Below are 22,249 nucleotides of genomic sequence, written 5' to 3'. Positions count from 1 at the left end.
AGACCAATCTCCTTTATGTAAGCGAATCGATAGCATAAAAAGGACGGTATGTGATCACGCCCCCGTCTGTACTAAATTGTTTTTCAATTTTTTGTTCAAATTGTAAATAGTTCACGTGTGCCGCTGTCTCACCTAACGCGAGCATGGTATTCATCGCGCTCATTTCTCTGGTAAACAAGCTACGCATGATTTCATATAAATGGCATGTGCCGTTATTTTGTACGACGTCTAGCGTTTGTTTAAGCCGCCTCTGATGAAGGGCATATATCGCATTAGTCCGCTGATGCAGACCGAAAAACACACCACCGTGAGCGGGTAGCACCATCGTATCACTAGGCAAACCGTTTAATTTCGTTAATGACGCCAACCAGCCACGCAACGGGTCAGCTTGGGGCTCAATTTCATTGACGAATACGCTACTGCTGATTTCTGGTAGCAGTTGATCACCAGCAATCAATAAACCATCCGTGGCATTATAAAGACAGACATGTTCTGGTGAGTGGCCTTCTCCGATGAGAACATGCCATTCTCTTCCCCCAATCTGAAACACATCACCTTCGCGAACGCGGCAATAGTTTGGGGCATAAAGACTGGATAGAGGATCCATTTCAATCAGGGACAAGATATTATCAATGAGCGATTCTGGTACGCCTTGCTGACGATAAAACGGTTTTAAGTGCGTGTTGACGCGCTTTTTCTTCGAATCCGCTAGCGTCCTCATCAAAAAATATTCTCCCGCAGACATATAAAGAGGAATATCGAAGGTTACCATCATCCACTTAGCCAAACTGGCATGATCATAATGAAAGTGGGTACAAATTAGTCCTTTTAGTGGCTTTTTAACTAACCACTTATCGACAATCTCCCGCCAAATTTTCTTGACCATTGGGGTCGCAAGCCCCGTATCTACGACATACCAGCCGTCGAAATCTTCTAACAAATAGATATTTATGTGATCGAGCCCCAAATCCATCGGCATACGGACTATATAAACGCCAGGTACGATAAGAGTTGGCTCACCGACAGATGGGGAAGCCATAGGATAGCTCAGTTCAGTCGCATGAGACTTGGTATGTTCTGGAGCCGAACGTTCAACTGTCACCCTAAATTCTCCCTCTCTTATTTATCCCAAAAACAGACGTTACCAAAATGTAAACAAAATACGCAGAATGCAATACGTCCAAAAGGACGATGTTTAAAATTACAAACTCTCTATCTTCTATCTACAACAAAGAGACTCAATGTCATGAGGCTCGTTCTCATTGACTTAATGCGTAAGTTGTCACGCACGATGTTTTAAACAAGGGCCACCGGAGCATCCCGATGGCTTTCTCACTGATAGGAGAGAAGTATGATTCCGTCATCTACGAGTACGGTTAACTGGCGTACCCATACAACGTTATTGCTCCTCGCTCTGATTTATGTATTTTCTTATATTGACCGTAACGTCATTGCGATCCTGATTGAGCCAATTAAACAAGAATTTGGCGCATCAGACACCATGATGGGGCTACTTTCTGGCCTCGCATTTGCCACCGTTTATTCACTGCTTAGCCTCCCCCTTAGTCATTTCGCTGATAAAGGCGTTAACCGCCGTAACATGGTCGCGATTTGCTGTGGATTGTGGAGTATCGCCACTGTGCTGTGTGGCGCGGTGCAAAGTTTTTGGACAGCATTACTCGCTAGAATGGGCGTCGCGGTCGGTGAAGCCGGAGGTATGGCACCTTCGATTTCAATGCTTTCAGAACTGTACCCAAAAAATCGCCGTTCATTGGTGATCAGCATCTTTATGATGGGTCCACACCTTGGTCTGCTATTAGCCATGATCATCGGCGGTTGGATCGCACAAGAATATGGCTGGCGAACGGTATTTTTTGTCTTTGGTGCACCAGGTATTTTACTCGCCGTTTTACTCTACTTTTTCGGTGTCGAGCCTAAACGCAACATAGAATCGCAGCCGACAACTGCGCAACCTCATCATTCACTGCGTTCGCAATTGTCCTCTATTGTGAAAACACCTGGCTTCCTAATGCTAGCCATCGGTTGTGCACTAGCCGGAACGGCGGGTTATGGCTATGTCATTTGGGCACCAACCTATTTGGTACGTACACAAGAGATGTCTTTAGCCAGTGCCGGCTTGATATTCGGCATTGCTAGTGGTGTAAGCGCCTGTATCGGCAGTATATTCAGTGGCGTCGTTTGTGACCGCTTGGTGCAAAAACATTTCCGCTGGCAAATTCTATTCCCAATGCTCGGGATTTTACTTAGCTTTCCAGCAGGCATCGCACTGATCCTATGGCCAGCTGACGTGAGCATGGAATTGATGGGGTTTGCGATCTCACCAAGCTTCGTCTTCATCGGGTTGTTTGCGTTTTTTAATTCATGGTGGCCAAGTCTCTCTTATGCGGCAGTCAGTCAAATTGTTGGTTCCACACAACGTGCGAGTGCAGCTGCGTTACTTAACTTATTCCTAACTCTGTTTGGCGCCGGCCTAGGCCCACTTATCACTGGTGGTCTTAGCGACTACTTTGGTGACAACGGGTTGGCTGACGCACTTCTTATTACGTTTTCTTTGTTCTTGATTTCTTCCTGTTTTTATCTACTCGCGTCTTTTTATTACCGACCAGTAGACGAAGACAGCACGACAACGAACGACAACATGCACACATCGACAAGTGCGCCTAACACAAAACAGAATCTAACTGAGCCTAATTATCAACAAGGAGAAAATCATGGCTAAAACCGAAGACTACCGCCTAGGGGAATTTACCTTCCCACGTGGCTGGTTCATGATCGCGACTTCTGAGGATATCAACCAACCGAAACCCCTTGCGGTTCGATTTTTTGGCCGTGATTTCGCTCTCTATCGTGGTCGTGCGACGGGTCGCGTCGTACTACTTGACGCTTACTGCCCGCACATGAAAACACACCTTGCGGCAGAGAATGACACGTCATACGTAATTATCGATGGTGGAGGTACCAACATCGATGGCGATGGTATTCGTTGTCCTTACCACGCATGGCGCTTTGGTCCAGATGGTAAAGTAGACGATATTCCTTATCATGACGGCCCGATCCCAAAAACAGCGTGTGTTAAGTCTTGGCCAGTGGTTGAAAGCATGGGAGCCATCTGGGTCTGGCACGATCCTGAAAATGGTGATCCAGAGTGGGATCACCCTTCTCTGCCTCAGTGGGATGATGAATCTTGGGTTCAATGGAAATTTGATGACCTAGGCGAGCTAGAGCAGCACCCTCAGGAAGTCATCGATAACATTTGTGATTATGGTCACCTTAGCCCGATTCATGGATCAACCGTACAACGATACGAAAATGAGTTTATAGGCTATAAAGCGATTCAGCGTCAATGTGGTCCTCACCGTACGCTGGTTGGTGAAGATGGCGTTAGCCCTATTCTGCACACCACGACAACTTATCATGGTCCAGGTGTGTTGCTTTCTGATCTAACGGGATACTACGAGTCGGTGCTAATGATTGCCCATACCCCGGTTGACGACGGTAAGGTGCATGTGTGGCATGGTCTACTTGTGAAATCGCCAAGCGGTAAAGAGAAAGCAAGCGTGGAAGATGTGATTTCTGCACGTCAATTCCAAGAAGCAAGTAAGCTTGCATTTGCTCAAGACTTTGAAGTATGGACAAACAAGGCGGCATGTCTGAATGGTCTATTCTTGCCAAGTGACGGTCCGTTCATGAAAGCACGTATCTGGTATAAGCAGTTCTATAACCCTAAAGCACGTAAGCAAGAATTCTTAGATAAGTGTGAAGGTGTTTATGTGCCGAAAGGCGCAACCCCATACAGCGAGTAAACTCTCCTCACAATAGCCTTTGTCTACCAAGATGAAGGCTATTGGGATCCCCCTCCGCCATTATCTTCACTGCGTTTTTTCTGCTCCCCAATTTCCTTTCTCACAGACCAAACATATCTACGTCCCATTTTTTCATTTATACCTCAATTTTAACTACCACACTCAAAAAATAAGGGATATACTTATTGCCATTACGAGGTGGAGAAAGATATGGACACTCAACAAACAACAACAACGTTTCAATCGCTAAAAGATGGCGCCGACGCCTATATCAAGCGCCGTAACCTGCGCCTTTTGGCTAATCATCGTAAAGAATTACGTAACTTTACTCGCGCAGAAGCCTCAACATACCTTGATATCGACGCAAAAACCTTAGACAAGTATGTCGCTGCAGCCGATATTGATCCACGCCGTCATGAAGACTCTCAATGGAACATTGATATTGAGGAGATGTATCGTGTGCGTGATTTATTACCAGAAGCGTTGCGTAAAGAAAGCAAATTCATCCGAAGCGACGTGCAAAAACTTCAGGTGATTGTGATTCAAAACCAAAAAGGTGGTGTGGGTAAAACAGTGTCCGCCGCAACCATCGCATCAGGCCTCGCGACTGAGTTTCACCAAGAGTATCGCATCGGTCTTATCGATATGGACGGTCAGGCAACGCTCTCTATGTATTATGCGCCGGAAGCCGAGCTGGAAGGCAATCTATCGGTTGGCGATCTCATGATGCGCAATTTTGAGTTGGATGAAGGTGAAACGTTCGATCAAGCAGTGTCTGACGCATTCCTTACGACCACTATTCCAAACCTGCGTATTTTACCCGCATCACAAACTGACCGAGCGATCGAAGGTTGGTTTCACGAGCAGGTGTTCGGCCACAAGTTGGCTTCACCTTACTCTATTTTGAGCGATATCATTGATGCGGTTCGCGATGAGTTTGACATCATCATTATCGATACGCCACCGTCGCTTGGCTATGCCACTTACAATGCTTACTTTGCAGCAACCAGTGTGGTGTTCCCATTATCCATTACAGAAAATGATATTGATGCGACGTGTTCCTACTTTAGTTACATCCCTCAAGTATGGGCGCTATTGGCCAATGCCAACCACGAAGGTTATGACTTTATGAAAATCATGCTGACGAACCATCGTGATAGCTCAACCACAACCGAGTTGATGAACAGCTTGTATGACAACTTTGCACCGTACATTTATTCAAAAGAATTTAAGCACAGTGAAGCGGTTCGTCAGGCTTCTTCACTACTCTCTACCGTTTTTGACATGTCAAAAAGTGAATACCCAAAAAGCAAGGCGACTTTCCAATCAGCGCAGCAAAATAGTTACGAGGTAACAAGCCAAATCTTGCGTGATATTGTGAATGTATGGCGTGAACAGGAGCAAGCGTAATGGCGAAAAAACGTGGCGGTAGCCCTCTTGGTAATGCAGTTGGCGCAGCTCAAGCGCAACAAGCAGCAGCGGAATCAAACCTAACCTCTTTGACTCATCAACTGACTAATGAGTTGGAAAAAAGTGGACGCTCTGCAGCTGAGTACTTACAAAAACAATTTGGCATTGAGTCAGTTGGTCAAAGCATGCAGTGGCAACTGGCTTCTGGTCAGTCAGCGCACTTCAACGAAGTGATCTTCTCGTATGAGCAGGTTCGCGACGATACTTACGTTACTTTTGATGTCAATGGCCGAGATCAGTCGTTATTAACTGAAGAATCACTACAAGACCTTAACTCGCTCGAGTTTCAGCAATTTTACCCAGCAGTGGGTCGTGAGATTGATGGCAAGCTTGACATTTTAGATGGTTCCCGTCGCCGAGCGTGGTTTTTGCTCCAAGAGGGTCGCGTAAAAGAGTTTCGCATTCTGGTTACTCAGGACGACATTTCGATTGCGGATGCTAAAGCGTTAGCAAAGCAACTACAAACCGCGAAAGAACACAACCTACGAGAGATTGGTAAGCAGTGTGTCGCCATTCAACAAGCCAATGAGGGCATAACCCAAGCAGAAATTGCTGCGCAGGTTGGGCTCAGTCAAGCTGGTGTGAGCAAAGCCATCAAAGCAGCGAGTGTTGATGACAACCTAGTCAAACTGTTCCCTGTGGTAAATGCCCTCTCCCACCCAGATTACACCTTACTTGATAAGGTGATGAAAGCGTGTGGTGATGATGTAAACTTAACGGAATTTGTCCGCCGTATTGGCAAAAAAATTGTCAATATTCAGGCTGAATATTCCACTCAAGATCAGAAAGACGTGATCATTTCCGCTATCAAAGCTGAGCTTAAAATCACAGAAGCAAAACAAGAAAAAGACAAGGCAGAAGTGATGACACTGGCACAGTTCAGTAACAAAAGTATGTTTGCTCGCAAGCGAGTCAAAGGGCGTAATTTCTCTTATGAGTTTTCACGTCTACCTAAGTCGCTGCAGGATGACCTTGATCATGCAATTGCCCAAGTTCTAGAAAAACATCAGGGATAAATAGCCTCCCCTCCCCCTACAGCACAGAGCCAGTCCCAAAAGACTGGCTTTTTGTTGGTGTGTATATCGCCAATCTTCTATGCCAGTTAATCTATATGGCTCACTTATTCGCGTTTAAGCCTGCAAAGAACGTCTCTCTAAATAGACACCGTCTCCACAACGTCACCGAACTGCATAACTTGCTACACATAAATTGAGTGAGTACAGCATCATGCGTAGTCTCATGGTCATCAGCCCTCCTTTGACAATGTATGAGTCAGCAGAAAGATACCCAAAGTAAGGAGTCACGATAAAAAACGTTTTAACTTGATTGATCATATCAACCATTATGGTCATGCCTTGGTTGGGTTATGCCAAAAAACAAGCAATATCGGCATCAATGGACGATGAAGACATCGAGTGGGGAAGCTGCCCGCCTTTCTTTCCTGATGAATGTCTAATAGCCGTTCTGCATGGTGAGCCGGGGAAAACAAATGCCGATATCTAGGTCAAAATTACTAGTGGCTAAAAAAACCTGCCTATTGGGATACATCAGCAGAGAGGATGGTTTAAATTTCAAGCGAACTTAACGTCACTTATCAGGGGCAAGCCCCTACCAGCCTAAAAATGGGAATGTACGCATACGGTCCAGCGAAAGCGGTCCATCAAGGAGAGTGTATCAGTCAGACTGCATGTATATTGGCCATTGTCTTTGAAGCGCCTGTTGGTGCACATGAGCATAAATCATCAGCTCTAGGAGTGAACAACGTCATAGATCTGTTATGAGTATGGTACTTGAGATTTTCTATTTTACTCGTTTGAACAAATAACAAGGCCGTCATTCATAGTATGAATGACGGCCTTGTTATTTGTGATAGCGTTAAGGCTCGCTTAAGTTAAAACTGTTTAGCTCGCATCATGGCATCCATACCGCCATCAACAAATAGCACGCTACCATTCACAAAACTCGCCTTTTCAGAAACCAAAAACGAAACAGCATTAGCAATTTCTTCCGGTTGACCATTGCGCCCCATCGGCGCGACGAAGTTTTTCACCGCTTCGCCAAATCGAGGATCATCTTTTGATGCTTGATGCAGTGGCGTTTCAACCGCACCTGGCGCAACAATGTTGACGCGGATACCTTTGTTCGCAACAGAAACCGACCATTTACGAGCCCAGGCAGTCACTGCATATTTTGATGCAGCGTAAGCTAAATGGGTTGAGCCCATCATTTCAGCAATGTGGTTCGCTTTCTCTTCATCAGAATCAAACATCGCTTGTGCAAGCTCTGCCGTTTCTTGTTGCTGATGTGTCGACGCGACTGACCCGATCACAACCACGGATGCTTTTCCGACTTTTGTCAAAGATTCCGTTAGTCCTTCAATCAACTCAGTAACACCAAAATAGTTAACGCCAACAATTAAAGACGTCGACGGTGCAGTAACACCAACACCGGCACAGCAAATGATGCCATCAAGCTTACCGTCACATAGACGTGTGATTTCATTAACCGCTGATCGACGACCCGATATTGTCGCTAAATCTGCTGCGATTTTTGTAAAGTTGTCGTCCGTATTTCTATCGATACCGATAATAGAATACCCTTCAGACGCCAACATTTTGCAAACCTCAGCACCAATACCTGATGCTGAACCTGTAACTGCAATTGAGGCCATAACTGCTCCCTAGTTAATCGTTATTTTTCCAACCCAAATAAACTATTGCTTGAGTGTGACTACGCAGATTGTTTTGCCATTGTCATAGCGGTGTCGTCAATCATATCTTCTTGACCCCCTACTGTACCCTGACGCCCAAGTTCCATCAAAATATCACGGGCAGGCACTCCGAATTTTGCTTCAGCACGCTTAGCAAACAGTAGGAATGACGAGTATACGCCCGCATAGCCAAGCGTCAGCGCATCACGGTCAATTCGGATCGGCTGCTCCATCATTGGCGTAATAATATCTTCTGCCACATCCATTACTTTATACAGGTCAACACCATGACGAATGTTCATGCGGTTCAAGACAGCAACCATCACTTCTAGTGGCGTGTTACCTGCGCCAGCACCGAGGCCCGCAGCAGAGGCATCAATACGCTTCGCACCGGCTTCGATTGCCGCAAGAGAGTTTGGAATGCTCATCCCCAGGTTGTGGTGGCCATGGAAACCAATTTGCGTTTCAGGGTTGAGTGAATCTCTTAGCAACGCAATGCGTGAAGTGACATCCTCTGGCAACATGTAGCCTGCTGAGTCCGTACAATAGATGCAGTTTGCACCGTACGACTCCATTAATTTTGCCTGCTCTAACAGCTTTTCCGGTGACGCCATGTGAGCCATCATCAAGAAACCGACAGTGTCCATGCCCAGTTCGCGCGCTAAACCAATGTGCTGCTGTGATACGTCCGCTTCGGTGCAGTGGGTCGCAACACGGATTGTGCTCACTCCAAGGTCATGCGCCATACGCAAGTGATCAACAGTACCAATACCCGGCAATAGCAATGCGGATACTTTGGCCTGCTTCATTTTTGGAATAACCGCCGTCAGGTACTCTTCATCTGTGTGCGCAGGAAAACCATAGTTCAAAGACGCACCACCCAGTCCATCGCCGTGCGTCACTTCAATCAGAGGTACGCCCGCTTCATCTAAATTAGTCGCCACTGCAACCATTTCATCAACTGTGATCTGATGACGTTTTGCATGCATGCCATCACGAAGTGACATTTCGTGTAGAATGACATCTCTATTTTCAAAATTCATGGTTCACTCCTTATACGACAGCCGATGATTCAATGTTCGCTAACAGTTCAACAGCGAGCATTTCTGCCGTTCTCGCTGCAGATGCGGTCATAATGTCAAGGTTGCCGGCATATTTCGGCAAGTAGTCCCCTAACCCTTCCACTTCCAAGAAGATCGACACTTTGTTGCCATCAAAGATTGGACCGTTCTTCAGTGTGTACCCTGGTACGTAGCGCTGAACTTCTGTAATCATCGCATGGACAGACTCAGTGATCGCCGCTTGGTCGGGCGCTTCCTTAGTCAAGCAGTGGATCGTATCGCGCATAATGAGCGGAGGCTCGGCCGGGTTAATAACGATGATCGCCTTACCGGTGTTTGCCCCACCGACTTCTTCAACGGCACGCGCCGTGGTACGAGTAAACTCATCAACGTTCTGACGTGTACCTGGACCAACTGAGCGGGAAGAAACCGTTGCAACAATTTCACCGTATTCCACTTCCTGTACTCGCGATACCGCTGCAACCATTGGAATGGTCGCTTGGCCCCCACACGTCACCATATTGACATTCATGATCGAGCTGGCCATTTTCTTTAAATTCACTGACGGGACACAATAAGGACCAATCGCCGCTGGCGTGAGATCCACCATCACAACACCCAGTTCATTTAGTTTGCGAGAGTTTTCTGCGTGCACATAAGCTGACGTGGCATCAAAAGCAATTTTGATCTCGTCCTCTTTAACATAAGGAAGCAAACCATCGACACCTTGAGCCGTAGTTTTTAGCCCGGCATCACGAGCGCGAGCTAGGCCCTCTGACTCAGGATCAATACCAACCATCCAAACTGGTTCTAGCACGCCACTGCGTTGCAATTTATACAGTAAATCTGTGCCAATATTCCCTGAACCGATCAGAGCACATTTGATTTTACTCATTTACTAATCCTTCATTTTTATCTAATTCGAAATTTCCATTGCAATGACTTACTCGGCAAAGCTGATGCTCGCTTTTCCTAACCCTTCGATTTCCATATCAAAACGATCACCAACTTTCGCATCAATTAATGGTGCCAATGCACCCGAAAGAATAATTTCGCCTTTTTTGAATGGAATGCCGTATTCACCTAAAGTATTTGCCAACCAAGCGACGGCCTCCGCTGGATGACCTTGAACCGCACTGCCTAAACCGAGAACCGCAAGCTCACCATTGTGGTATACCTTCATTTGGGCCAACGCTAAGTCGACCGTACGTGGATCAACGCGTGACTCGCCAATGACAAACACACCACAAGATGCGTTATCAGCCACTGTATCAATGATGCTGATCTGCCAATTTTCAATTCGAGAATCAACAATCTCAAAGCAAGGTGCAACCCATTCGGTCGCCTCGATAACTTGCTCTGCCGTCACACCTGGGCCGATCAGATCCTGCTTGAGACAAAAAGCAATTTCTCCTTCAGCGCGCGGTTGAATCAACTTAGCCTGCGCTAAACTGATTTCACTGCCATCTGGATAGTGCATGCTATCAGTAAGAAACCCAAAATCTGGCTGATGAACATTAAGCATCTCTTGCACCGCTTTACTGGTAACGCCGATTTTTTTCCCGATCACGACTTCACCATCCTGGGCTCTCTTCTCTAACGCATGCAGCGAGATTTGGTACGCATCATCTATCGTGAGTAAGTGACTCTCCTCACCAGATACCAAAGGGGCGATGGTCTTACGTTGGCGTAAAGCTTGATATAATTGCTCGCCATATTTTTCTATTGCAATATTGCTCATAAACCATTCCTTAAGATGCGTTCGCCCATAAATCTGGTAGGCCGGGGTCGGTTTGCTGGATCAGGCGTTTTAAAATGACTTTCAACGCCATCACATCGCCTTCGCCTAGTTGTGCGACCATTTCCTGTTCAATCACTTTGGCTTCGGAAATGTGCAGCAATGCGGCTTGGTGACCGTTTTCCGTCAGTACGTATCGGCCGTCAATCTCTCGAACCGCGCCCTGCTTGACCAGCTCATCCATATGCTGAGTTTCAATTTTTTGGCCGGTATAATCGACATGTGCATTAATTTCGTTCAGTCCAATATCGTCCTGAATCGCCAACACCGATAAGGCAAAGAAGTGCATCGCCGTGATGCTTTGCTCTTTAAGGGTTTTTTGCATTCTACCTAACATTTGAAAATGAGCTCGCCCCAAAAGGTAACCCAGTAAATCTTCACTGTAGCTGCATTCTAATGCCTCACTCGCCGATGAAAGTTTTAGCTCCTGCCACGGTTTTTTCGCAGTAACCGCATATTGGCCTGACTGGAATGCCAGAGGAGGCAGGTCTTGTTGGTCAAAAGCGATCACTTCGCCGATAAAAATGATGTGGTCCCCGCCGTCATGCGTAAACGCCGTACGACACTGAAAACGCGCCGTACACTGCTGAAGCAACGGTGCGTCCGAGACACCTTTATCCAGTTCTAGCCCTGAAAACTTATCCTCACCTTTCGAAGCAAATCGGTTCGATAGTTCTTGCTGAGCTGACGACAACACGTGAACGTTCCAATGTGTTGCTGACGTAAATGCCGGTACACTCAGCGCAGTTTTAGCCAGACTCCAAAGTACCAACGGTGGATCAAGCGAAACCGAATTGAAGCTGTTTGCGGTTAGGCCAACCGCTTGTCCTTCACCATCTCGAGTCGTAATGATGGTCACGCCCGTGGTGAATGTACCTAAGGCGTTACGGAGCGCCTTAGGATCGATATTCGATTGCTGCATCAGCTCTTCCTCTCTACAAAAATGAGTTGTCTTTGACCCTGTCATTATTGAAAGGAACGTGGCGACCTCCATCGTCAATACGGACTACAGTTTATGACGCATAGATTTAGCTCCTAGTCCCAATAGACGATTCCGTTCCGTAGTGCTTCGAAAATAATCATTCTGTGATACTCAAACAAAAACACTTCGATGTACTGATTAACGGTGATAAAGCACGGATAACAGGTGAAGGAACAAAGGAGAGAAGCATGAAATACCAGAAAGGATTCCCCGCTCTACTAGCCAGTATGCTACTGGTACCATCGACCTCAGTATTGGCTAAGGTGTCGCAAGAAGAAGCGAGCCAATTGGGCAACGCATTAACTTGTACCGGCGCAATTGCAGCTGGCAATGAAGCAGGGACTATCCCAGCGTATTCAGGCAAATGGCTAGGAAAGCCAGAGCATGTCGATTATGAGTTAAACGTGGGTCAACCACTCGTCGACCCATACAAAGATGATAAACCGCTCTATGTGATTGATGGCCAGAACTTCAATGACTACGCGGACAAATTGTCTCAGGGACAAATTGCGATGTTCAAGCAGTACCCAGATACGTTTAAAATGCCCATCTACCCAGGTCGTCGCGATTTCCGTTATCCAGATGACGTTTGTGTGGCGATTAAGAAAAACGCCGTTGACGCTGAGCTGATCGACGATGGTTTTGGTTTTTCCGGCTACAAAGGTGGCGCACCATTCCCTATCCCTGATCTTAGCCAACCAATGCAAATCTATGCGAATCAGACTTTTCCACACCGTCCTTACACTTACAACACCACTCGCGATGTCGCTGACGTCAGTTCTACTGGATCAATTGCCTGGGCGCGTACCATCAATAAGGGCCTCGACATGACGAACCACCCGGATGAGGTAGGTAAGCCGATGGAAGGTGTAATGGCTTACAGCTTTGTGTCCTCAATTTTGCCAACACGCCAAAAAGGTAATGCAACAGTGACTTCTGAGCCAGTTAACTTTGCCCGTGGTAAACGTCTAGCGTGGACTTACAACCCAGGTACTCGTCGTGTTCGTCAGCTGCCTGAGTATGGTTTCGATACCCCATTAACAGGCACATCCGGCAAGCTAACGCTTGACTCGGATCGCCTAATGAACGGCTCGCCTGAGCGCTATGAGTGGAAAGCATTTGAGCGCCGTGAAATGTACATCCCGGCCAACGCCTACCGAGTACACCAAGATGATGTCACCTATGATGCGCTTTTAACGAAAAATCATGCAAACCCTGATTTTATGCGCTACGAGCTCCGTCGTGTTTGGGTGTTAGAAGGCAACCTTAAAGACGAGTACCGTCATAAATATGGAAAACGTGTGATGTACATTGACGAAGATACTTGGCATGCCATTGCCAGTGATTTTTATGACACCCGTGGCGAACTAGTTCAATACGCTTACATCAACTACTACTACGCGTTTGATGCCAAAGCTTATGAGGCAGGTTCAAGCTTCTATCACGATCTGAAAAGCGGAGGTTATGTAGGTTACAACCTGTTCCAAGAACGTGGTATTGCACCAATTCTAAACAAAGGTAACTTCACGGCTAACAACTTTACGCCAGCCGCACTGCGCCGTCTGAGCCATTAATAGGAGAGCAGAAACGTGAAACTGACAACCAATTATAAAAAATCTGCTCTCTGGTTAGCACTATTTGCTTCTAGTTCGCAAGCTGGAGAAACCATCAATCTAGGCAATGATGCCACGTTGGATTGGAAAGGAACCATCACTTATTCCGCTGGTATGCGCTTAGAAGAGCCCGATCCAGTATTGGCATATAACCCAAAAACAGGGAAAGGGTCAGTCGGCGACAGTAATTTTGACCAGTACGACATGATCGGTAATGGTCTTTACCTGTTACTCGAAGGGCATTTGAGATGGGATAACTTTGGTTTTGTTGCCTCTGCAAGTACTTTTTACGATCATGTTTATCAAAATGATAAATTTTCTCACGATGCACAGAAATACAGCGGTGGTTACACCCGCCTACTCGATTTTTATGGCTACACTTCTTTTCCATATGGTGAATACGGCTATGCGGATATTCGCGTAGGTCGCCATGTAGTTGCATGGGGTGAGGGATTATTTTTTCCTAGCATCTCGCTAGCGCAAGGACCGACCGATGCGATTAAAGCCTCCGTTCCGGGTACAGAAGTAAAGGAAATACTTCTACCTGAAGACCAGGTTTCGATGCAGCTAGAAGTCACCCCAGAATTGTCTCTACTTGCACAATGGCAGTTTAATTGGCAAGAAACATTGGTTCCTGAGCCAGGTACCTTTTTCAGTACCTCTCAAGCGGTTGGTGAGGGGGCAACATGTTTAACCCAACCTCCGGGCGAACCTTGTGTTGTCGCCTCTCGCGGGGCTAATATCGAGCCAGGTAAAACCGACCAGTGGGGCATTGGTACTCGTTATCGCGTGACCGATGTATCAGAAGTGGGCTTGTACTACCTCAACTATTCCGACCGTATCCCGCTCGTTGAAACTCAGTATAGCCTTGTTCCTGGTACTCCAGGGAAATACAATATCATTTATTTTGATGATATTAAACTATACGGTTTAACCTATTCAACCAATGTGGGCATTGCCTCTATTGCGGCGGAAGTTTCATACAAAGACGGCGCACCTGTGTTCGTTGAAGGTGCTCTGTTTGGGAACGCCGTACCCCTTGCGTCTCGAGGCGAAGTGTTGCAAACCAATTTAAACACCATTGTTAACTTTGGTCGCAACGCCATTGCGGAATCAGTCAACCTTACGGCAGAAATCGCCTACGTTGATATTCTTGATGCAGATAAGCGCAACATCGCCGGAATTCCGCCTAGCCTACCAAACCCTGAAAGTGATAAAGTATATTATGATGATCATAGCCTAGCAGTTGCGGCAACACTGATCCTATCTTACCCTAGTTTCTCTGAAGGGTGGGGGCTATCCATCCCTATCGGTTATACCGGCCAGATTTCAGGGCGCACGCTTACCGGTGGTGTGGGCGGTGAAGGCGACCATCGTGCACGAGTCGGTGCTGAGTTGACTCACAACGAATCCAATATTCTATTAACTCTTCAATATGCTGGATACTTTGGTAATCCAGATGTTGGTAACCCAATTAAAGAACGTCCTTTAAGTGATAGAGACAACATCTCTTTTACCGCTAAATACGCATTTTAATGAGCATAAAATGGAGGCGATAACGCCTCCATTTTTTTATTCAACGTCACGTCAATGTCTGTCCTTAATTCCGTCAACCACATTGCATTTCCCACTAATTAATCGGCGACCACCGACGCATTTAAACTGAAAAATATCCACCTAGCCCGTTTGGACGATGCCAGTGATCCGTATGTGCAACTATAACTAGGGTCTACTGTTATGCACGACAAAAATGCGCATTAAGGAACGATGCCAAATAACATTGAAACGAGGTGGTATATGAAAAAAATGGCAACTACGCCAATTGCAATCGCTTTGTCACTTATCATGGCCACAGCTGGCACCATAGCTTTTGCACCAAGGATAACTGAACCTCTCGCGGCAACCGAAATCCCTGTCAAGAATATGATCATTACTAGCGTCGCTCAGTCAAAGCTCGGACTTATCGCCGCTGGAGAGCTAGGTCATATTCTCCTCTCTCAAGATAATGGTCAAACGTGGAACAAAGCCAATATCAACACACAGCGACATGCGCTGATTACCGATCTCACGTTTCAAACTGAATCATATGGGCTAGCCATTGGGCACGAAGGTTGGATATTACAAACCCAAGATGGCGGTGCGAACTGGAATGAAGTAAGTTTCGGCAGTGAGCACAGCGTACCACTGCTAAACATCAGCCAGGTCACCAAGAATCAATGGGCCACCATTGGTGCTTATGGCCTGACCAGAATATCGAATGATAACGGAAACACTTGGCAGGATGTGCCACCTCCGGCACAAACGGATTGGCATCTCAATGCCATGATAGTGCCAAAGGAAGGCAAGACTCGATTGATTGCCGGCGAAGCGGGCACAGTACTGAGATCAGAAGACAACGGTCAATCCTGGCAAAGCATCACGCCATTCTACGACGGTTCTTTTTATGGCGGCATCCATCTTGGTAACCAGTCTTGGCTAATTTACGGCATGCGCGGCAACATATTCCGTTCCTTTGATGACGGCATCAGCTGGCAAAAAGCCGATTTCAACCTGCCTATTTCTCTTTTTGCACACCTTCAATTGCCCGACGGCCAAATCATGCTGGGCGGGCAGGGTGGGTTATTACTGTCCTCAACCGATAACGGTGAGAGTTTCAACCTGCTTAGACGCGGTGGGCGCGAAACCATCACCGATATCCATCTACTTGACAGCGGTGACCTTCTACTGGGTTCAGACGCAGGTGTGATTCATTTCCCTGTGTCTGATGCTAAAGAAATCGCTTATAAGTCAACCATTATCAACAAGTGATTGAATTCGGAGTAACCATGTCAACACAAGCCCTTACACGTAGTCATTTATTTGTGGATAAGTTAGGTCGATTGATCATTCATTGGCGCTTTCCGCTAGCACTGTTTTTCTTAGTTTTAACCGTTCTATTGAGTTACACCGCGACTAAAACACGATTTGATCCAGGTTTTACCAAACTAATCCCAATCAAACACCAGTATATGGAAGCCTTTCTAGAGCATGCCGATAAGTTTACTGGTACCAACCGTGTCATGGTCAGCTTAACTTGGAAGGGGGAGGGGGATATTTACAACCCAGAGCTTCTCGCTCGTTTAAGAAAAGCGACCGATGGTGTTTTTTTCACTCCGGGCGTAAACCGAGCCACGGTACGATCTCTTTTTACGCCCGAAGTTCGCTACCTTGAGGTCACCGAGTTTGGCTTTATGGGAGATGTCGTTATCCCATCTCGCTTCACTGCAGACAAAGCAAGCCTCGCGCAAGTCAGAAGTAATGTGGCCAAATCAGGTCAGATCGGTAACTTGGTATCTAACGACCATAAATCGGCGATGGTGCAAGCTGAACTGCTCGATATCGATCCAGAAACCGGACTTAAAACCGACTATGCCGCCGTAGCTAAGCACCTAGAAAATATCCGCCAAGCGCTTTCCGGTGCAGGTGTTGAAATCCAAATCATCGGCTTTGCAAAAGTCATGGGCGATGTCATGGATGGCTTATCCAATGTTTTGATGTTTTTCTCTATTGCGTTTGTCGTTACTGTGCTTTTACTGTGGCACTACACCATGTCAATTAAACTGACTGGCTTGATTGTTGCGGTTGCACTACTGCCGGTGATCTGGCTATTAGGGACATTGCCCATCATTGGCTACGGTATTGATCCAATGTCCTTATTAGTCCCTTTCCTTATTTTTTCGATTGGTGTCTCCCACGCGGTCCAAATGACCAACGCATGGAAACTTGATGTTTTGGCGGGGGTTGATAGTAAAGAAGCAGCCGTGAATGCATTTCGTCGCTTGGCAATTCCGGGCACCGTCGCGCTACTCGCAAACGCGCTTGGATTTATGGTTATCATGGTTATCGATATCCCAATCGTCCACGAGCTCGGTGTGACCGCTTGCCTTGGCGTTGCGATGATGATCATGACCAATAAAATGTTTATGCCGATCATACTTTCGCATTTAAGCCTTGAAAGTATGGCGCTTCGTCACACTCCCGAGCAGAACAAACACAGTCCATTATGGTGGGCAGTCTCCTCGCTAGCAACAGAAAAACCAGCAAAAATCTCCGTTGCCGTAATGCTTATTTTGCTCGCGGGTGCGACATGGCAATCGCGTAGCTTATTGACTGGCGACATTGGTAATGGAGTTCCGGAGTTACATGCTGACTCACGTTACAATTTGGACAACGATAAAATCGTCAGTGATTATTCCATTGGGATGGATGTGTTATCGGTCTACCTTGAGACCAAGAACCAAGAAGAAGCTTGCCTGAACTGGGAAATCATGAATGCAGTTTCGCGTTTTGATTTTCATATGCGAGGCGTCGATGGTGTTCAGTCAGTCGCCACGACGGCGGGCAACGCTAAGCGATATGTCTCCGGTAATAACGAAGGCAGCCCATTATGGCGTACTCTGCAGCGTGATCCTGTCGCATTACGTGCAGGTGCTCAAGCCGCACATCCACAACTTGGTCTGAATGACAATGGTTGTCAAACCATAAATATGATGGTGTACCTCGATGATCACCAAAGTACGACGCTGAATCATGTCATCTCTGAAATCCAGACATTCATCCAAAATGCAAACCTAACCGATGCAGAATTTCGACTACTCGGTGGTAACGCGGGTGTTGCTGTCGCGACCAATCAGGCGGTAGAAAAAGCGGAAGTTCAAATTCTGATCTCAATTTTCGTTGCGATTGGTTTTTTGTGTTGGCTCACTTTCCGTTCATTTATTGCCACACTGTGTGTCATTCTACCGCTAATGCTAGTTTGTATTATGTGTAATGCATTAATGGCCGTACTTGGCATTGGACTAAAAGTTGCCACCTTACCAGTGATTGCGCTTGGGGTTGGGGTTGGGGTCGATTACGGTATCTACATTTATGAACGAATGCAGCATGCTCTCAATCGTGACGTCCCACTACGAGAAGCGTTCTACCAATCCATTCAAACTCGTGGCATCCCAGCAATTTTCACTGCGGTGACGATGTCGGTAAGCGTGGCAACCTGGGCATTCTCTTCGTTGAAATTTCAGGCCGACATGGGATTACTTCTCGCCTTCATGTTCCTAGTAAATGTGCTAGGCGCGATACTGCTATTACCTGCTCTTGCCTATTTATTAGGAGCAAAAGCGGTCGTACTTAATCCTAAGCACACTCCAGAAAAAGAGCCTGAAGCCAGAGAGGCTCAGCAGTCTTAACACTGACCATAATCTCAACGAGTACAGACAGGAATAACGATGAAAAAACTAGAAGGAAAAGTCGCACTCATTACCGGATCAGGGCAGGGCGTTGGCCAAGGCATCGCTCTCGCTCTTGCCGAGCATGGCGCGAAGATCGCGGTAGTGGGACGTACCGAAAGTAAACTTGAAAAAACGTGCCAGTTAATCCAAGAGTTCGGAGGTGAATCTAAGCCATTTACGCTTGATGTTTCGGATAGCCACAGCACGAGCCAGTGCATCGATGCCGTGGTTCGCCATTTTGGAGGCATCAACATTCTGGTCAATAATGCACAGGACTCTCCTCTAGGACGTCTTCAAGATCTCTCCGAAGAACAGCTTGAGCGTGGTTGGCAATCTGGGCCCTTAGCGACCTTTCGCATGATGAAGCTGTGTTATCCATACCTCAAAGGAGATGGCTGTATTATCAATCTCGCTAGTAGCGCAAGCAAACGTTGGGATATGAGTGGTTATGGTGGCTACGCAGCAGTCAAAGAAGCGATACGTTCGTTGACGCGCGCTGCGGCGAATGAATGGGGACCAGACAATATTCGCACCAATGTCATTTTACCACATGCTAAATCACCCGGCCTTAATTGGTGGATGGGCGAAAATCCAGAAGAAGCTGCCGAGTTTATCAGACAAATACCACTACAACGTGTCGGTGATTGTGTCGATGATATTGGAAAATTTGTCGCGTTAATGTGCAGTGATGAAGCCAGCTACTTAAATGGCCAAAGCATTGCTTTAGATGGCGGACAAGCGTATTTAGGTTAACACGCTCACTGTCATTCAACGGTCATCCACGAAGTCTACCTACCTTTATAATTGTCAATATTCAGCCTGAATATTGACAATTATTCATTGAAAAGCAGCATCATTTTTTCATTCCCCCGAACCACACTCAACCCCAAACTCGCCGCTATACACGACAAGCGATGGGCATTGGGTTCATGATATCAATCTAATGAATATGCTTTACAGATCGTCAAATGTCCTGGACGAAAAACAATCTTATACGCAACACATGAGTTTAAGGCCGAAGAGAAATACAACATGGGCCAACGTCCACTCAACCGGAATGACAGAACAAGCCAAAAAGTACAAAATTCAGACAGCAAATACTAAGTCCATTTTCCGATGCAAATATCTAACCTTTTAAATATTTTTATTTAGGAAAGCTGCCCTTGACGAAATCGAGTAAAACACAATTCGAATCAAACTCAAAATACCGCTTTTTCGTATCCAGTTGTACACATTTATGCTCATCTATCATCCGCTTAAACCCCAAAAAACACATAATACGAATTTAGAATCATTGAAAGATCGTTTGCCCGTACTTTTTATCAACAACCATGTTGTCAATCTGCCAATTCAGCGAACAAGTACGGATTTAGCGTGATTTCATAAAGCAAAGGAGGTACAGGTTTTCCGTAATTTATCCAAGTTTTTTTCTCCTTAACGATAAAAAACGCCAGTCACCATCCCATCAAGTAAAGACTGCGCTCCCCCCCGTTCTTAACCGTGAGAAAAGTACGTTTGATTTTAAACCAAGATATAAACAAAAGGGGCAACTGGCAGGTTAAAGATCAAATAGCATCACCTTTCACTTTATAAAATACCTTTTCTAGGTAGGGAGGTTGAATACTGATAGCCAAATATTGTCAAGCCGACCAGTTAAGCGACGATAATGCGAAGACTCAAGCCACATGAAACGAGCAGCATTGCACACATCACAGAAAGCACATTTATAGCTAACATAATTTAGGTGTAATAATGATCCCACACCTAAAATATGTCAGAATACCTAAATTATGTTAGTTATGAAGTAAGAGACCATGAGCGAAGAGCCATATTACTACCCTGTTGTTAGTGATAACTTACCTAAACACATCAAAAAAGGGCACCAACTGGTATTCAGTCGCCAGGATTTGTCTGCACGTGAAGCAGACATGTTTGCGCTAATGATTGCGCATATGAGACCGAATGACTGGGAGACAAGTACACCTCATTACGAGTTTACTTCGCATCAACTTTCAGAATGGCTCAATGTTGAGTCAAAGCATATTGGTAGTAACTTAAGCCCTGTCGCCAATCGATTGGCCAGCCGAAAAGTCGGCATCAAAGTTGAAAATAAGAAGGGTGATACCGAATTTGATTATCGCCCCTTGTTTAAGCACATTGCCTACAAAAATAGTGTGCTGACCATGGTCCCGAACGACATGCTGAAGCCTGAATATATAGAATATAATCAGGGGTTTGCGCTCATCAATACGCGTAACTTTTTTAATGTAAAAAAAGAGTACTCAAAACGCCTTTACGAATTGTTAAGCCGCTTTAAAGATAAAGGCTTTGAGATGCACACCCAGAAATTAGACGAACTGAAAGGGGTGTTTGGGCTGCTAGATGAAGCTGGTAAACTAAAAAAAGACAAAAGCTCATTTAAAAATAACAGCGTATTTATGAAACGTTGTATCAGAGAAAGCATCAAAGAACTCTCAGAACACCCTCAAATCAGCAAAGAGCTCCTTTTTCTCGAAAGCGAAAAAGGAGATAAAGGCTTCGAATTGATCAAGAAGGGAAAAACCATCGTCGGCATCAAATTTCTTTTCCGCTGGCTGAAGCTATCAACCGTTGATGAATTTAACCAACACGATGCATTACTAAAAATCAAAGAGTTAGAGTTAAAACGTATCAATGGCAATGAACGTTTGACCGATGCAGAATTAGAAATCTTAGCGATGTCTTACCGAAATTTAGGCAAAGAGGAGCATGCGCTAAAGGTAGAGCAGAGTCTCGCGAGAAGACACCGAGAACAAAAAGAGCAACATGTTTCCAGTCAAACTCAAGAGATTGATGATTTACTTGATAAAATCGATACATTACTCGATATCAACGATAACCCAGACTATTGAACATGACAAATTTTAGGTGTTAAGAACTTTAGGAGACAGATTTTAGGTGTTTACCTGTGATAAAAGACACATTTTAGGTATTTGACCATCTCAACAATGAACTTACGAACAAAAAACAAGCGGTCGAAGAAATCTCAAGCAGATCGGTTCCATTTCTATTGTTAATGTACTCCAAATGGCAAAGCGAGCGATGCAGATACCTAGATCTTGTTACCTAAAAACCTGATAAATGATCATAAACACCTAGAAGCTGTCTGCTAAACACCTGAAAAAGGATCATAAACACCTAGCAAGTGATCATAAACACCTAGATAATGTCACTTAAGCACCTAAAAAAGGATCATGTTGCGGGATTAAATCATTTAAAATCAATAACTTGCAAAGCCTATAGATCTTATATTTTTCATAGTAATAATAGTGTTCATAGGTAAAATAGATCTTTATAGTGTCTGTGGATAAGTGGAAAATCAAAGATTTACACACTAATCCACAGAACCAACCAATTTATATTTTTATTAGATTCCTACAGACCTCCCTCTGATCATCGATAAGACTGTTGATCACAAGAAAAGTCCGAATAAATGACGTTCATGTTGAAGCATTGTTCCGCTTCTCTCTAGATTACATGTCGGT

17 protein-coding genes are annotated in these 22,249 nt (G+C 45.6%); 11 read left to right on the top strand and 6 right to left on the bottom strand.

Annotation, left to right across the window (positions count from 1 at the left end):
• Positions 1 to 13: 13 nt before the first annotated feature.
• On the bottom strand, positions 14 to 1,102 hold the full coding sequence (locus tag AK965_RS09905; RefSeq protein ID WP_143699939.1) for an MBL fold metallo-hydrolase: 1,089 nt from the start codon (positions 1,100 to 1,102) through the stop codon (positions 14 to 16).
• 249 nt (positions 1,103 to 1,351) lie between these two features.
• On the opposite strand from AK965_RS09905, the gene AK965_RS09900 reads away from it, so the two are divergent.
• From AK965_RS09900 to AK965_RS20435, 5 genes are all read left to right on the top strand, one after another.
• Positions 1,352 to 2,740: an MFS transporter gene (locus AK965_RS09900; RefSeq protein WP_099079445.1), complete on the top strand. Its 1,389-nt coding sequence runs from the start codon at positions 1,352 to 1,354 to the stop codon at positions 2,738 to 2,740.
• Positions 2,733 to 3,824: a Rieske 2Fe-2S domain-containing protein gene (locus AK965_RS09895; RefSeq protein WP_099079444.1), complete on the top strand. Its 1,092-nt coding sequence runs from the start codon at positions 2,733 to 2,735 to the stop codon at positions 3,822 to 3,824. The genes AK965_RS09900 and AK965_RS09895 overlap by 8 nt, the downstream gene beginning before the upstream one ends.
• 210 nt (positions 3,825 to 4,034) lie before the next feature.
• The gene (locus AK965_RS09890) at positions 4,035 to 5,234 is read left to right on the top strand and encodes a ParA family protein (protein WP_099079443.1); all 1,200 of its coding nucleotides are present in this window, start codon (positions 4,035 to 4,037) and stop codon (positions 5,232 to 5,234) included.
• The gene (locus tag AK965_RS09885) at positions 5,234 to 6,310 is read left to right on the top strand and encodes a ParB family protein (RefSeq protein WP_099079442.1); all 1,077 of its coding nucleotides are present in this window, start codon (positions 5,234 to 5,236) and stop codon (positions 6,308 to 6,310) included. The genes AK965_RS09890 and AK965_RS09885 overlap by 1 nt, the downstream gene beginning before the upstream one ends.
• A 310-nt stretch (positions 6,311 to 6,620) precedes the next feature.
• Positions 6,621 to 6,797: a hypothetical protein gene (locus AK965_RS20435; protein WP_172438119.1), complete on the top strand. Its 177-nt coding sequence runs from the start codon at positions 6,621 to 6,623 to the stop codon at positions 6,795 to 6,797.
• 388 nt (positions 6,798 to 7,185) lie between these two features.
• On the opposite strand, the gene AK965_RS09880 is transcribed toward AK965_RS20435, so the two are convergent.
• The 5 genes from AK965_RS09880 to AK965_RS09860 are packed head-to-tail and all read right to left on the bottom strand — an operon-like array spanning position 7,186 to position 11,785.
• Entirely contained in the window at positions 7,186 to 7,965 is a 780-nt protein-coding gene (locus AK965_RS09880; protein WP_099079441.1) for an SDR family oxidoreductase, read from the bottom strand.
• Between the two features lie 59 nt (positions 7,966 to 8,024).
• Positions 8,025 to 9,047: a 4-hydroxy-2-oxovalerate aldolase gene (gene dmpG, locus AK965_RS09875; protein WP_099079440.1), complete on the bottom strand. Its 1,023-nt coding sequence runs from the start codon at positions 9,045 to 9,047 to the stop codon at positions 8,025 to 8,027.
• 10 nt (positions 9,048 to 9,057) lie between these two features.
• Entirely contained in the window at positions 9,058 to 9,960 is a 903-nt protein-coding gene (locus tag AK965_RS09870) for an acetaldehyde dehydrogenase (acetylating) (protein ID WP_099079439.1), read from the bottom strand.
• 48 nt (positions 9,961 to 10,008) lie between these two features.
• Complete coding sequence (locus tag AK965_RS09865) at positions 10,009 to 10,806, bottom strand: fumarylacetoacetate hydrolase family protein (protein WP_099079438.1); 798 nt, start codon at positions 10,804 to 10,806, stop codon at positions 10,009 to 10,011.
• A 10-nt stretch (positions 10,807 to 10,816) separates the two neighbouring features.
• Positions 10,817 to 11,785 carry a flavin reductase gene (locus AK965_RS09860; RefSeq protein ID WP_099079437.1) on the bottom strand — a complete coding sequence of 323 codons (969 nt, stop codon included), beginning with the start codon at positions 11,783 to 11,785 and terminating at the stop codon, positions 10,817 to 10,819.
• A 248-nt stretch (positions 11,786 to 12,033) separates the two neighbouring features.
• Between AK965_RS09860 and AK965_RS09855 the strand changes: the two genes are divergently transcribed.
• The 6 genes from AK965_RS09855 to AK965_RS09830 all read left to right on the top strand — a co-directional run bounded on the left by AK965_RS09855 (position 12,034) and on the right by AK965_RS09830 (position 21,616).
• A complete protein-coding gene (locus AK965_RS09855; protein ID WP_099079436.1) occupies positions 12,034 to 13,419 on the top strand; it encodes a DUF1329 domain-containing protein in 1,386 nt (461 codons plus the stop codon).
• A 15-nt stretch (positions 13,420 to 13,434) separates the two neighbouring features.
• Positions 13,435 to 14,994, top strand: coding sequence for a DUF1302 domain-containing protein (locus AK965_RS09850; protein WP_216360615.1), 1,560 nt, complete (start codon positions 13,435 to 13,437; stop codon positions 14,992 to 14,994).
• Between the two features lie 261 nt (positions 14,995 to 15,255).
• Positions 15,256 to 16,266, top strand: coding sequence for a YCF48-related protein (locus AK965_RS09845; protein ID WP_216360614.1), 1,011 nt, complete (start codon positions 15,256 to 15,258; stop codon positions 16,264 to 16,266).
• Between the two features lie 17 nt (positions 16,267 to 16,283).
• On the top strand, positions 16,284 to 18,683 hold the full coding sequence (locus AK965_RS09840) for an RND family transporter (protein ID WP_099079435.1): 2,400 nt from the start codon (positions 16,284 to 16,286) through the stop codon (positions 18,681 to 18,683).
• 39 nt (positions 18,684 to 18,722) lie between these two features.
• Positions 18,723 to 19,478 carry an SDR family NAD(P)-dependent oxidoreductase gene (locus tag AK965_RS09835; RefSeq protein ID WP_099079434.1) on the top strand — a complete coding sequence of 252 codons (756 nt, stop codon included), beginning with the start codon at positions 18,723 to 18,725 and terminating at the stop codon, positions 19,476 to 19,478.
• 1,061 nt (positions 19,479 to 20,539) lie between these two features.
• Positions 20,540 to 21,616, top strand: coding sequence for a replication initiation protein (locus AK965_RS09830; protein ID WP_099079433.1), 1,077 nt, complete (start codon positions 20,540 to 20,542; stop codon positions 21,614 to 21,616).
• Positions 21,617 to 22,249: the final 633 nt, after the last annotated feature.

This window comes from Vibrio sp. PID17_43 (assembly GCF_002608565.1).
Taxonomy (GTDB): domain Bacteria; phylum Pseudomonadota; class Gammaproteobacteria; order Enterobacterales; family Vibrionaceae; genus Vibrio.
Note: the sequence above shows the minus strand (reverse complement) of the source record. Positions and strands in the feature narration are given on the sequence as shown.

Excerpts from the sequence above, each read along its gene's own strand:
- AK965_RS09900 (WP_099079445.1), top strand. The coding sequence starts at position 1,352 with ATGATTCCGTCATCTACGAGTACGGTTAACTGGCGTACCCATACAACG.
- AK965_RS09895 (WP_099079444.1), top strand. The coding sequence starts at position 2,733 with ATGGCTAAAACCGAAGACTACCGCCTAGGGGAATTTACCTTCCCACGT.
- AK965_RS09890 (WP_099079443.1), top strand. The coding sequence starts at position 4,035 with ATGGACACTCAACAAACAACAACAACGTTTCAATCGCTAAAAGATGGC.
- AK965_RS09885 (WP_099079442.1), top strand. The coding sequence starts at position 5,234 with ATGGCGAAAAAACGTGGCGGTAGCCCTCTTGGTAATGCAGTTGGCGCA.
- AK965_RS09880 (WP_099079441.1), bottom strand. The coding sequence starts at position 7,965 with ATGGCCTCAATTGCAGTTACAGGTTCAGCATCAGGTATTGGTGCTGAG.
- dmpG (WP_099079440.1), bottom strand. The coding sequence starts at position 9,047 with ATGAATTTTGAAAATAGAGATGTCATTCTACACGAAATGTCACTTCGT.
- AK965_RS09870 (WP_099079439.1), bottom strand. The coding sequence starts at position 9,960 with ATGAGTAAAATCAAATGTGCTCTGATCGGTTCAGGGAATATTGGCACA.
- AK965_RS09865 (WP_099079438.1), bottom strand. The coding sequence starts at position 10,806 with ATGAGCAATATTGCAATAGAAAAATATGGCGAGCAATTATATCAAGCT.
- AK965_RS09860 (WP_099079437.1), bottom strand. The coding sequence starts at position 11,785 with ATGCAGCAATCGAATATCGATCCTAAGGCGCTCCGTAACGCCTTAGGT.
- AK965_RS09855 (WP_099079436.1), top strand. The coding sequence starts at position 12,034 with ATGAAATACCAGAAAGGATTCCCCGCTCTACTAGCCAGTATGCTACTG.
- AK965_RS09845 (WP_216360614.1), top strand. The coding sequence starts at position 15,256 with ATGAAAAAAATGGCAACTACGCCAATTGCAATCGCTTTGTCACTTATC.
- AK965_RS09840 (WP_099079435.1), top strand. The coding sequence starts at position 16,284 with ATGTCAACACAAGCCCTTACACGTAGTCATTTATTTGTGGATAAGTTA.
- AK965_RS09835 (WP_099079434.1), top strand. The coding sequence starts at position 18,723 with ATGAAAAAACTAGAAGGAAAAGTCGCACTCATTACCGGATCAGGGCAG.
- AK965_RS09830 (WP_099079433.1), top strand. The coding sequence starts at position 20,540 with ATGAGCGAAGAGCCATATTACTACCCTGTTGTTAGTGATAACTTACCT.